Origin of the sequence: Citrobacter sp. RHBSTW-01044, assembly GCF_013781945.1 — a bacterium.
In the GTDB taxonomy this organism is placed as follows: domain Bacteria; phylum Pseudomonadota; class Gammaproteobacteria; order Enterobacterales; family Enterobacteriaceae; genus Citrobacter; species Citrobacter braakii.
This window is the reverse complement of record NZ_CP056180.1, coordinates 3,027,046-3,039,663: the sequence shown is the minus strand read 5'-3', so window position 1 is coordinate 3,039,663 and position 12,618 is coordinate 3,027,046. Positions and strand designations below refer to the sequence as shown.

The following is a 12,618-nucleotide window of genomic DNA, read 5'->3' as shown; positions in this document are numbered from 1 at the left end:
ATATTATTACCCGTAAGCGGGAAGACATATTTCGTTGCCTGGCGAAGCGAGTGCCGCGATTAACGTCCAGAATGGGTCATCTTCTCTTTTTCAGGAAAGTGCAACATGACGAGTTCGTTAGCGTTTGGGCCCGCTCTGGTGATGATGATTGCCGCCACGTTTGTCCTCGCCGGGATGGTAAAAGGCGTCACTGGTATGGGATTGCCCACCGTGGCTATGGGGATCCTCGGATCGCTTATTTCGCCGGTTGCGGCGGCGGCCATGCTGCTGTTGCCTTCGCTGATTAGCAATCTGTTTCAGTTTGGCGGTGGCGGAAATACGCGTCAATTAGTCAAACGACTGTGGCCAATGTTATTGACGGTGGTGGTGGCGACACTGCTTGCCAGCGCCTGGATTACCGGCGGCGATACCACCCGTACCCAGTTTGCGCTTGGCGTGGCGCTGGTGGCTTACGCTATCTGGACGCTGGCCGGAAAGAAAATCGCAGTGGCTCCGCAGCATGAAAAACCGTACTCCCTCGTCATAGGATTTGTTACTGGCTTATTGACTGGTGGAACCGGTGTGTTTGTGATGCCCGCCGTGCCCTGGATCCAGTCATTGGGTTTTGAGAAGGATGAACTGGTTCAGGCGCTCGGGATCTCTTTTACGTTTTCGACATTGGCTTTGGCGCTTGGTCTGTGGTGGCACAACGCGCTGCCCGTACAGTCGTTGAGCTTATCGGCTTTGGCCATTGTTCCCGCGCTGATTGGTCAGTGGTTAGGAACCCGTGTACGACGGGTTATTTCTCCGCTCGTGTTTAAACGTTGTTTTCTGTTTTGTTTGGTCGGGTTGGGTATCGAGATGATGCTGCGTGCGGTGTGACCTGTGCGGTGACTTTAGAACGCATTCATGGCATCGTTAATTCAGACATTCAGTGTCAAAGAGGTCGCTATGGCATCAGTGATGTTAAGTGAGGAAGAGAGCGCTCTGGAGTCGCGAATGGCGCTCACCGCGGCGGCGATGGCCGATAAATCGCGCTCGCGAATGTTGTGCGCCCTGATGGATGGCCGCGCCTGGACCGCGACCGAGCTCAGCGCAGTGGCGGATGTGTCAGCGTCAACCGCCAGTGCGCATCTGGCGCGTCTGTGCGAACAACGTTTTGTTGTGGCGCTCGCGCAGGGCAGGCATCGTTATTTTCGCCTTGCAGGCTCCGATATCGCTGAACTGCTGGAGCGCCTGATGGGCGTGGCGTGGGCTACATCTACGCCACGAAAAATCACGACGCCGCCAGGCTTACGACATGCCCGAACCTGCTACGATCATCTTGCTGGCGAGGTGGCGGTGAGGCTGTTCGATACGCTGGTTTCCCGTCAATGGTTAACGCCGGATGGTGAAACGCTGACCTCTCTTGGGCAGGAAAAACTGGCACAAATGGGGATTGTCCTTGCTGCGAGCGCATCGCGGCGGAAATTAACCTGCGGTTGTCTGGACTGGAGTGAACGACGTTACCATCCCGGCGGCGTGCTTGGCGCATCGCTGCTACGCTGGCTGATTGAAAAACGATGGATAAAAACGGAGCTGAGTGGTCGCCGCGTCACCTTCACCCCGCTTGGCATTCGCAAATTAGAAACCGAGTTCGGTATTAAAACGACACCGTAGATGGTTCGTTTTGCGAAAGCGTTCCGGGAAATATGTCATATTTCTGTCACACTCTGTTGTGATTGATAACAACAAGAGGTCGTAGGGATGAATAAATCGTTAATCGCCGCAGCCGTGGCAGGGGCTGTATTAATGTCAACCGCCGCGCAGGCGCAGACCGCGCCGGAAGGCTATCAGCTTCAGCAAGTATTGATGATGAGTCGGCATAACTTACGCGCACCTTTAGCCAATAATGGCAGTGTTCTTGAGCAGTCCACCCCCAAACAATGGCCAGAATGGGATGTCCCCGGCGGACAACTGACCACCAAAGGCGGCGTGCTGGAAATCTATATGGGCCACTATATGCGAGAGTGGCTGGCAGAGCAGGGGATGGTGAAATCGGGCGAATGTCCGGCGCCGGGTACGGTCTATACCTATGCTAACAGCCTGCAGCGTACGGTCGCGACGGCGCAGTTCTTTGTCACCGGTGCTTTCCCGGGTTGCGACGTCCCGGTCCATCATCAGGAAAAAATGGGCACCATGGATCCCACCTTTAACCCGGTGATCACCGATGATTCCGCCGCCTTCAGCCAGCAGGCGGTTCAGGCAATGGAGAAAGAGCGTAGCCAAATGCAGCTCAACGACAGCTATCAGTTGCTTGAGCAAATGACCGACTACAAAGACTCTCCATCCTGCAAAGAAAAACAGCAGTGTTCCCTGACCGATGCCAAAGATACGTTTAGCGCGAAATACCAGCAGGAGCCTGGGGTTTCGGGGCCGCTGAAGGTCGGGAATTCGCTGGTTGATGCCTTCACGCTGCAATATTACGAAGGCTTCCCGATGGATAAGGTCGCCTGGGGCGAGATTAAATCCGATCAACAGTGGAAGGTTCTGTCGAAGCTGAAAAATGGCTATCAGGACAGCCTGTTCACCTCCCCGGAAGTGGCGCAGAATGTCGCCAAACCGCTGGTGAAGTATATTGATAATGCGCTGGTTACTGAACGCGTAAAAGCGCCAAAAATAACCGTGCTGGTGGGGCATGACTCAAACATCGCATCGCTGCTCACCGCGCTGGATTTCAAACCGTACCAGCTTCACGATCAGAACGAGCGTACGCCGATTGGCGGGAAGATTGTCTTCCAGCGCTGGCATGACAGCAACGCGAATCGTGATCTGATGAAAATCGAGTACGTGTATCAGAGCTCGCAGCAGTTGCGTAATGCAGACGTTCTGACTCTGAAATCCCCGGCGCAGCGTGTAACGCTGGAGCTGAAAGGGTGTCCGACAGATGCGGATGGCTTTTGCCCGATAGATAAGTTCGACAGCGTGTTGAATGAGGCGGCTAAGTAAAAGAAAAACTCCCCCGTGTTCGCGGGGGAGTCTGAGCGCTAGACGTTTTTGCGTTCGATAGTCTGTTCACCCCAAAAGAGCGAATCTTTGTCTGTTTTCTTAAAGGCTTTGATGAGCACCTCGTCGCTACCTTCTTCCCAAATTTTTTCCGCCAGTTTCTCGTCATAATGCGCGACTTCAAAAATGGCTTCGGCTATTTCCGGCGATGTATTGCGCAGACTTGCCCATTCGCCGACGCGATGGGCTTTCGCTTCTTGAGTTGGCATTCGAATCCTCCTGTTGAAGATTAGCCGTTGAGTTTTACTGCCAGACCTGCGACATATTCACCCTGATAGCGGGCGATAGATAATTCTTCCTGACTTGGCTGGCGAGAGCCGTCGCCTCCGGCGATGGTGGTTGCGCCATAAGGGGTACCACCGCGAACTTGAGAAACATCAAACAGCTCTTGCGCCGCGTAACCGATAGGCACAATCACCATTCCATGGTGGGCAAGCGTAGTCCAGGTTGATGTAATGGTTTGTTCCTGACCGCCGCCGGTACCTGTCGAGCTGAATACGCTGGCGAGTTTGCCGTACAGGCCGCCTGAAGCCCACAGCCCGCCAGTCTGGTCGAGGAAGGTGCGCATCTGACCGGACATATTGCCAAAGCGTGTGGGGGTACCAAAAATAATGGCATCGTAATCTGCCAGTTCTTGCGGGGTTGCGACTGGTGCGTTTTGTGTTTTGCCGCCAGCTTTGAGGAAAATCTCCGGCTGCATGGTCTCTGGTACGCGCTTAATAATCACTTCCGCGCCATCAACCTTATTTGCGCCTTCTGCGACTGCATGGGCCATAGTTTCAATGTGTCCGTACATGGAATAATAAAGCACCAGAACTTTTGCCATTTTACACTACTCCTCGAGTTAACCGTGTCCGTAGCGACTCGCTACCTACCTTTAAAGATATGACGTACTGTCAGGAGTGCAAATTTCACAATCACTTCTTTGATTTATAACAATTTTTATAACAACTTCTCTTGTTGCAAAATGATACATATTTAACCGGGTGGAATTTGGTAGTCATAAGAAAGACTTATTGATTTCTCGCTGTGATTATTTCTCTATCACCGCCAATCCTGTTGCAGGATATTACAGTTAGCGGCTGCTCAGGCCACGCTTCACTATGCTTAATCCCACGCAGTTATTTTCAGGGTATCGCCCGTAACGCTGCGTGAGGTATCACTCCTCAGTACCTATGCAATATGATGTCTAATCAATGACGGAGGTCAGTAATGGCAAACCATCGAGGCGGTTCCGGCAACTTTGCGGAAGATCGCGAAAGAGCATCAGAAGCAGGTCGAAAAGGTGGCCAGCACAGCGGGGGCAACTTTAAGAATGACCCGCAACGCGCTTCAGAGGCAGGCAAAAAAGGGGGCAAAAATAGCCACGGCAACAACAAATCGTAATTGCCGGGCTAGCTGTCAGATATGCCGTGACGGCTGAGGATCAGAGTCAGACGTTACGTAGCCACCCACCGCCGCCGGTTTCTTCCGGCGGTTTTTTTTGTCTGCAAGGTTGAACTGTAACAAAACGCAACGCAGACTAACGACATTCAGTTAATCGGGTGTCTCATGTCATTACTTTCTCGTTATTCCTTCTCTGTTAAACCTCAGGAAGCGATCCTCATTGTGATCACTATGTTCTGGGGTGGCACGTTTTTGGCCGTGCAATATGCCGTTACCCTGAGCGGACCTTTTTTCTTTGTCGGCGTGCGTTTTGCCACCGCTGCGCTGGCGGTCGCGCTTTTGTCACTACGCACATTGCATAAACTGACGTGGCTGGAAGTCAAAGCAGGCGTTGCGATCGGTATCGCAATTGCGTTGGGCTATAGTCTGCAAACCTGGGGGCTACAGTTTATTCCCAGCAGTAAATCGGCGTTTATTACCGCGATGTATGTGCCGTTGGTCCCGCTTTTACAATGGCTGTGTCTGGGGCGTATGCCCGGCCTGATGCCGTGTGTCGGCATTGTGCTGGCCTTTATCGGGTTGATTTTTCTCGCCGGACCGGGAGGCAATTTGCTGGCTTTAGGCGAAGGAGAGTGGATCACACTCGCCGGCGCGGTGGCGATTGCGGCAGAAATTATCCTGATTAGCGCGTGGGCGGGAAAAGTGGATGTGCGGCGGGTAACGGTGGTACAACTGGCAACCGCTTCGATAGTGGCGTTTATTGCGATGGGACCGGCCGGAGAGACCGTACCCCCGATGTCTACGGGATTGCTGGTGGTGGCGCTGGGGTTGGGGATTTTCAGTGCGATTATTCAGGTTACCATGAACTGGGCACAGCGCAGCGTTTCGCCGACGCGCGCGACGGTCATTTATACCGGTGAGCCGGTGTGGGCGGGGATCTTTGGTCGCCTGGCGGGGGAACGCTTACCGCTACTGGCTTTGCTCGGCGCAGCATTCATTATTGTTGGCGTGCTGGTCAGCGAACTGAAGTTCAAAAAGAAAAAAGGGGTAGTGCAAGAGGCACCGCCGGAGTCGCTTTAATTTAACCATTCACCGCGTGATTTGGTATGCTGACGCCCTCACAAGAAGGAGAGGGCGCATGGTCCAACGCGCAGAGAAAAAAACAGGTAAGCGCTCGCAGGCCGTCAGTGCAAAACGCCAGGCCATATTAACCGCGGCATTAAATATCTTCTCCCAATATGGGATCCACGGCACGCGTCTCGAACAGGTCGCTGAGCAGGCGGGTGTGTCAAAAACGAATCTGCTTTATTACTACCCGTCAAAAGAGGTGCTCTATATTGCCGTTTTGCGGCAAATCCTCGACGTCTGGCTGGCTCCGTTGAAGGCTTTTCGCGAAGACTTTGCGCCGCTGGTGGCTATTAAAGAATACATTCGCCTTAAGCTGGAAGTGTCGCGCGATTACCCTCAGGCTTCACGACTGTTTTGTATGGAGATGCTGGCAGGTGCGCCTTTATTGATGGCTGAATTAACGGGCGATCTCAAAACGCTAATTGATGAGAAATCGGCGCTGATTGCCGGTTGGATCAAAAGTGGGAAACTGGCTCCGGTCGATCCGCATCATCTGATTTTTATGATTTGGGCTTCAACCCAGCACTACGCCGACTTTGCCCCACAGGTTGAGGCGGTAACGGGCGCAACGCTGCGTGATGAAGCCTTTTTTAACCAAACGGTGGAGAGCGTGCAGCGGATGATTATTGAAGGGATCCGCGTGCGTTAACTGGCAGGCGGTAACGGACAGCTTAAATCGCCCTCTTCGCACTGTAAGAGCGAGGCGAGAAACGCTTCACGCTCGTTGGTTTTATCCGTCAGACACTGGCTGGAAATCATCGCCTGGACGCTACCGCCTTCGGTGCCGGAACTGATTAACGCGCAGTCCGCATCGCGCAGGGTTATCCATGAGATTTGCGCTTTTTTCAGTAAATCGCGCTGGGTTGGGGCGGCGCGCTTAAGCGCATTCTGATAAGTGTCATTAAGTTTGGTGTCGGCCGCCTTAAACTGCTCTGCCGCACAGGTGTTCATCTCAATCTGAGTGTTCGCGTTGGCGCAGTCATCCGCCAGCGCCTGGCCGCTCAACAGCAGCGTTGCACATGTCAGTACGATTCGTTTCATGCTTCCCTCTGGCTCCATAAAAAAGGCCCCGTTACCGGAGCCTTAATTAACCACAACCTTAGCCGATTGTCATCAGGCTGGCGTTCCCCCCGGCAGCGGCGGTATTGACGCTCAGGGAGCGTTCAATGTACAGCCTCTCCAGCAGAATATTGCTTTCGCCACGGGCAAAGCCCTGGACTGATACAATCGCCCCTTCGCGGGCAGCTACCGCTTCGCACAGTGAACGCAGTTGGTCAGAATCGCCGTGGAAAATAACGGCATCAAACGGCTGCGTAGTGATGTTGTCCGCTTTGGCAAACTGAATGCGCCCGGAGACGGCGGCTGGCAGACGTTTTGCCAGTTCACGATGGAACGCATCATCTGGCCACAGGATTAAGCTACCAACGGAAGCCACGGCGGCAACCTGTACCAGCGCGTCCTGTTCATCATCGGCGATACACAGTACGCGTTCACGCGGCAACAGCGTCCAGGTATTGCGCTCGCCAGTGGGTCCTGGCAGCAGACGCTGAGTACCGGCCTGCGCCAGTTCGCCAAACTGCTGGCAGAGCGCATGCAGCGAGGGTCGATCGGTTGCCCATTCGCTGAGTGCTTCCAGCGGCTGAACGAGTGCAGCTTTAAGCTGCGCATCGACCGGGTAGTCTGCATCCTGACGGGCAAGCGTAATGCCTAACGCATTTTCCGGGCGGTTAGCCAGCAGGCGATACAGATACAGCGGTCCACCTGCTTTTGGCCCTGTACCAGACAAGCCTTCGCCACCGAATGGCTGCACGCCGACAACGGCACCGACCATATTGCGGTTAACGTACAGGTTCCCCACGTGTGCCGATCCTGTGACATGGGCGATGGTTTCATCGATACGAGTGTGTACGCCCAGCGTCAGGCCGTAGCCGGAGGCATTAATTTGCTCAATCAGGTTGCCCAGATTGTTACGGGTGTAGCGCACGACGTGCAGTACCGGACCAAACACCTCTTTTTGTAATTCGTCGAAGCTTTCCAGCTCGATCAGCGTCGGAGCAATAAAGGTACCGGTTTGCCATTCACGCGCATCGTCGCTGTTTTCGCGCACGGCCTGAAACACCGGGCGTCCTTTGGCGCGCATGGCCTGAATATGGCGCTCAATATTGGTTTTGGCTTCTTCATCAATTACCGGCCCAATATCCGTGGTCAGGCGACCTGGATTACCCATGCGACATTCCGCCATCGCGCCGCGCAGCATTTTCAGCGTATGGTCGGCTACATCATCCTGCAGACACAGGACGCGCAGCGCGGAGCAGCGCTGTCCGGCGCTGTCAAACGCTGAAGCCAGAACGTCGACCACGACCTGTTCCGTCAACGCGGAGGAGTCGACAATCATTGCGTTCATCCCACCGGTTTCGGCGATAAGCGGGATTGGACGCCCCTGAGCATCAAGGCGGGTGGCAATATTGCGTTGCAACAGCGTGGCGACTTCCGTTGAGCCGGTAAACATGACGCCGCGTACGCGCTCATCGGAAGTGAGCTGAGCCCCGACGGTTTCACCCTGACCAGGCAACAGTTGCACCACGCCCGGCGGTACACCCGCTTCGAGCAAAATAGCGATGCCCTGGGCGGCAATTAACGGGGTTTGTTCCGCCGGTTTCGCCAGCACACTGTTACCCGCCGCCAGCGCGGCGGCAATCTGCCCGGTGAAAATGGCCAGCGGGAAGTTCCATGGGCTGATACAAACCACCGGTCCTAACGGTCGATGGGTTTCATTATCGAAATCATCGCGAACCTGACCGGCATAATAATGCAGGAAGTCTACCGCTTCGCGCACTTCCGCAATGGCGTTGCTGAAGGTTTTACCCGCTTCGCGTACCAGGATGCCAATCAACTGCTGCATCTGACCTTCCATCAGAACGGCGGCACGATGCAAAATGGCGGCGCGCTCTTGTGGCGGTGTAGCGAACCAGATCGGCGCGTTATTCGCCGCGTTCTGTAACGCCTGTTCCACTTCAGCGTGAGTTGCCTCACGCACGTAACCGACAATGTCTTTCGGCTCGGCTGGGTTAACGACTGGCGTCATTTCGCCGTCAGCAACCGGGTGCTCCAGAATGGGTTTAGCGTGCCATTTTTGTAGCGCGCTGTTGAGCAGGGCAGAGGACAGCGAGGCCAGACGATGTTCGTTAGCTAAATCCAGCCCGCCTGAGTTTTCGCGGCCTTTACCGTACAGGTCACGCGGCAGGGCAATCTTCGGATGCGGCAGACCGGCCTGACCTTCTTGCTGCGCCAGTTTTTCAACAGCCTCGACCGGATCGGCAACCAGTTCATCCAGCGGCAGGGTCGTGTCGGCAATGCGGTTGACGAACGAGGTGTTGGCGCCGTTTTCCAGCAGACGACGCACCAGGTACGCCAGCAGCGTTTCGTGCGTGCCGACCGGTGCATAAATGCGGCATGGACGGTTCAGTTTGCCATCCGCAACTTTGCCGGTGACCTGCTCATACAGCGGTTCGCCCATGCCGTGCAGGCACTGAAACTCGTACTGGCCTGGGTAGTAGTTTTGACCGGCTAACTGATAAATCGCCGCCAGCGTATGGGCGTTGTGGGTGGCGAACTGCGGGTAGATCAGATTCGGTACGGCAAGCAGTTTTTTCGCACAGGCCAGGTAAGAAACGTCGGTGTACACCTTACGGGTGTAGACCGGATAACCTTCCAGACCGTCCATCTGGGCACGTTTAATTTCGCTATCCCAGTAGGCGCCCTTAACCAGACGGATCATCAGGCGGCGGCGGCTGCGCGTGGCGAGGTCAATCAGGTAGTCGATAACATACGGGCAGCGCTTCTGGTAGGCCTGGATAACAAAACCGATCCCGTTCCAGCCTGCCAGTTCGGGCTCAAAGCACAGTTTTTCCAGCAGATCGAGGGAGATCTCCAGTCGGTCAGCCTCTTCGGCGTCGATATTAATGCCGATGTCGTACTGACGTGCCAGCAGAGTAAGCGATTTCAGACGAGGATAGAGTTCATCCATCACGCGATCGTACTGCGCACGGCTGTAACGCGGATGCAGTGCCGACAGCTTGATAGAAATGCCTGGCCCTTCATAGATACCGCGCCCGTTAGAGGCCTTACCAATGGCGTGGATCGCCTGCTGGTATGAAACCATATAAGCCTGTGCATCGGCGGCGGTCAGGGCCGCTTCGCCCAGCATGTCATAGGAGTAACGGAAGCCTTTTTCTTCCAGTTTACGCGCGTTAGCCAGCGCTTCAGCGATGGTCTCCCCGGTGACAAACTGCTCGCCCATCAAGCGCATGGCCATGTCGACGCCTTTACGCACCAGCGGCTCACCGCTCTTGCCGATAATACGGTTGAGTGAGCGTGAGAGGCTGGCTTCGTTATGCGTAGAAACCAGACGACCGGTAAACAACAGCCCCCAGGTCGCCGCGTTGACGAACAGAGACGGGCTGCGGCCAATGTGCGACTGCCAGTTACCGTTGCTGATCTTGTCGCGGATTAACGCATCGCGGGTCGCTTTATCTGGAATACGCAGCAAGGCTTCGGCCAGACACATCAGCGCGACGCCTTCCTGTGAAGAAAGGGAGAATTCCTGCAATAAACCTTGTACCATCCCGGCGCGGCCGCTGGCGGTCTTCTGGTTACGCAGTTTGTCTGCCAGATCGTATGCCAGCTTATGCGCCTGCTCGGCGATGGGCTGCGGCAGACGAGCCTGCTCCATTAGCATCGGTACGGCGTCAGTTTCGGCGCGGCGGTAAGCAGCGGTGATTGCCGCGCGGGAAACTGACTGCGGCAGGATCTGTTCAGCAAATTCCAGGAAAGGCTGATGCGCTTCATTTTGCAGCGTGGTCGACTCATCGCCCTCATTCGCAGCACCCGCCAGCAGGGCCGGTAGTTCAGGAAGCGCGTCGTCATTTTCCAGTCTTTCGAGATAATTAAAAATGGCTTGTTTGATCAGCCAATGTGGCGTGCGATCGATTCGTGATGCTGCTGTTTTAATACGCTCGCGAGTGGCGTCATCCAGCTTAACCCCCATCGTGGTGGTTCCCATGCCGTTTACTCCTGTTGTACTGAAATACGGGTCTGATAGTTACCGAGAAATATCCACTATGTTGCAACTTTGTGCAACCGTGTTAAATGTGACTTGGTTTGCAAGCTTGGAAATGAATGAAATGTTAATAAATGTGAGTGTTTTGACGGGGGCTATAAAAGTTGCCGAATCTTTTTCTCTGCGGTAGTTAACACTTTTAAAAGGTGCAACCGAAAAAAGTGTGAGAGAGTGCAACCTACAGAAAAATGCTATCTACTCTGGATTAAATTTGATGTAAATGGTGTGTTAAATCGATTGTGAATGACCATCGCTTCCGGCAGGATACGGTCGCCCTGGTAAACATAGATATCTTTGCCACGTTCCGGCAGGGTAATAAAACGGCAAGCCACGGCATTGCTGATACATAATTTTGGAGAGTTTTGATGGCTATTAGCACACCGATGTTAGTGACATTCTGTGTCTATATTTTCGGCATGATATTGATAGGGTTTATTGCATGGCGTTCAACCAAAAACTTTGACGATTACATTCTGGGTGGACGCAGTCTGGGTCCATTCGTGACCGCGTTATCCGCCGGGGCATCTGACATGAGCGGCTGGTTGCTGATGGGCCTGCCTGGCGCGATTTTCCTGTCGGGGATTTCAGAAAGCTGGATCGCTATTGGCCTTATTTTGGGTGCGTGGATCAACTGGAAACTGGTGGCCGGACGTTTACGCGTGCATACCGAATACAATAACAATGCGCTGACGTTACCGGATTACTTTACCGGTCGCTTTGAAGATAAAAGCCGTATTCTGCGTATTATCTCCGCGCTGGTTATTCTGCTGTTTTTCACCATCTACTGTGCTTCCGGTATTGTGGCAGGGGCGCGTCTGTTTGAAAGCACCTTTGGCATGAGTTACGAAACAGCGCTGTGGGCAGGGGCGGCCGCGACGATTATTTATACCTTTATCGGTGGTTTCCTGGCGGTAAGCTGGACCGATACCGTCCAGGCCAGCCTGATGATCTTCGCCCTGATCCTGACGCCGGTGATGGTAGTCATTGGCGTGGGTGGGTTTGACGATTCGCTGGAAGTGATTAAACAAAAGAGCATTGAGAACGTGGACATGTTCAAAGGGCTGAATTTTGTTGCCATTATTTCCCTGATGGGCTGGGGTCTGGGCTACTTCGGGCAGCCGCATATTCTGGCGCGCTTTATGGCGGCTGATTCTCACCATAGCATTGTTCATGCTCGCCGCATCAGTATGACCTGGATGATCCTGTGTCTGGCAGGTGCAGTTGCCGTTGGCTTCTTTGGTATCGCTTACTTTAACAACAACCCACAGCTTGCCGGTGCCGTTAACCAGAACGCCGAACGCGTGTTTATTGAACTGGCGCAAATCCTGTTCAACCCGTGGATTGCCGGTATTCTGCTGTCTGCGATCCTTGCTGCGGTGATGTCGACTCTGAGCTGCCAACTGCTGGTGTGCTCCAGCGCAATTACCGAAGACTTGTATAAAGCGTTCCTGCGTAAAAATGCCAGCCAGAAAGAGCTGGTATGGATTGGTCGCATCATGGTGCTGGTTGTAGCGCTGGTGTCTATCGCGCTGGCGGCGAACCCGGAGAACCGTGTGCTTGGTCTGGTAAGCTACGCCTGGGCCGGCTTTGGCGCGGCGTTTGGTCCGGTGGTTCTGTTCTCCGTAATGTGGTCGCGTATGACGCGTAACGGCGCGCTGGCCGGGATGCTTATCGGTGCGGTGACGGTAATCGTCTGGAAGCAGTTTGCCTGGTTGGGTCTGTATGAAATCATCCCGGGCTTTATTTTCGGCAGCATCGGTATTGTGGTCTTCAGCCTGTTAGGTAAAGCGCCTTCAGCCGCTATGCAGCAACGTTTTGCCGAGGCTGATGCGCATTATCACACAGCTCCGCCATCGCGTTTACAGGCAGAGTAATCCGCCTCGCTCCTTAAGCCCGCCGCGTGCGGGCTTTTTTATTTGTCCCCGCTGCAAAACCGCCCTAATCGTTACCCGCCTAACTGT

Annotated in this window: 11 protein-coding genes; 7 read left to right on the top strand and 4 right to left on the bottom strand. The window is 54.3% G+C overall.

What is annotated here, in order from left to right:
- Positions 1-105: 105 nt before the first annotated feature.
- The 3 genes from HV352_RS14845 to agp all read left to right on the top strand — a co-directional run bounded on the left by HV352_RS14845 (position 106) and on the right by agp (position 2,967).
- Positions 106-861 (top strand): sulfite exporter TauE/SafE family protein, encoded by a 756-nt coding sequence (locus HV352_RS14845; protein WP_016156161.1) that lies wholly within the window; start codon positions 106-108, stop codon positions 859-861.
- A 69-nt stretch (positions 862-930) separates the two neighbouring features.
- On the top strand, positions 931-1,638 hold the full coding sequence (locus HV352_RS14840) for a winged helix-turn-helix domain-containing protein (protein WP_047414227.1): 708 nt from the start codon (positions 931-933) through the stop codon (positions 1,636-1,638).
- 87 nt (positions 1,639-1,725) lie between these two features.
- Positions 1,726-2,967, top strand: coding sequence for a bifunctional glucose-1-phosphatase/inositol phosphatase (gene agp / locus HV352_RS14835; RefSeq protein ID WP_049271383.1), 1,242 nt, complete (start codon positions 1,726-1,728; stop codon positions 2,965-2,967).
- Between the two features lie 38 nt (positions 2,968-3,005).
- Here agp and HV352_RS14830 read toward each other — a convergent pair whose 3' ends face one another.
- Positions 3,006-3,233, bottom strand: a complete 228-nt coding sequence (locus tag HV352_RS14830) for a YccJ family protein (protein WP_016152581.1) — start codon at positions 3,231-3,233, stop codon at positions 3,006-3,008.
- A gap of 20 nt (positions 3,234-3,253) precedes the next feature.
- Entirely contained in the window at positions 3,254-3,850 is a 597-nt protein-coding gene (gene wrbA / locus HV352_RS14825) for an NAD(P)H:quinone oxidoreductase (RefSeq protein ID WP_003832057.1), read from the bottom strand.
- Between the two features lie 386 nt (positions 3,851-4,236).
- On the opposite strand from wrbA, the gene HV352_RS14820 reads away from it, so the two are divergent.
- The 3 genes from HV352_RS14820 to rutR all read left to right on the top strand — a co-directional run bounded on the left by HV352_RS14820 (position 4,237) and on the right by rutR (position 6,187).
- Positions 4,237-4,410: a general stress protein gene (locus HV352_RS14820; RefSeq protein WP_003036022.1), complete on the top strand. Its 174-nt coding sequence runs from the start codon at positions 4,237-4,239 to the stop codon at positions 4,408-4,410.
- Between the two features lie 165 nt (positions 4,411-4,575).
- Positions 4,576-5,490 (top strand): DMT family transporter, encoded by a 915-nt coding sequence (locus HV352_RS14815; RefSeq protein ID WP_047501097.1) that lies wholly within the window; start codon positions 4,576-4,578, stop codon positions 5,488-5,490.
- A gap of 58 nt (positions 5,491-5,548) precedes the next feature.
- Entirely contained in the window at positions 5,549-6,187 is a 639-nt protein-coding gene (gene rutR / locus HV352_RS14810; RefSeq protein ID WP_016152583.1) for an HTH-type transcriptional regulator RutR, read from the top strand.
- Here rutR and HV352_RS14805 read toward each other — a convergent pair.
- Together HV352_RS14805 and putA are read right to left on the bottom strand one after the other, a co-directional pair.
- Positions 6,184-6,579, bottom strand: a complete 396-nt coding sequence (locus HV352_RS14805; RefSeq protein WP_053389922.1) for a lysozyme inhibitor LprI family protein — start codon at positions 6,577-6,579, stop codon at positions 6,184-6,186. The genes rutR and HV352_RS14805 overlap by 4 nt on opposite strands.
- 58 nt (positions 6,580-6,637) lie before the next feature.
- Positions 6,638-10,600: a trifunctional transcriptional regulator/proline dehydrogenase/L-glutamate gamma-semialdehyde dehydrogenase gene (putA, locus tag HV352_RS14800; RefSeq protein ID WP_101699908.1), complete on the bottom strand. Its 3,963-nt coding sequence runs from the start codon at positions 10,598-10,600 to the stop codon at positions 6,638-6,640.
- Positions 10,601-11,022: 422 nt separating this feature from the next.
- Between putA and putP the strand changes: the two genes are divergently transcribed.
- Positions 11,023-12,531, top strand: a complete 1,509-nt coding sequence (gene putP, locus HV352_RS14795; protein ID WP_016152586.1) for a sodium/proline symporter PutP — start codon at positions 11,023-11,025, stop codon at positions 12,529-12,531.
- Positions 12,532-12,618: the final 87 nt, after the last annotated feature.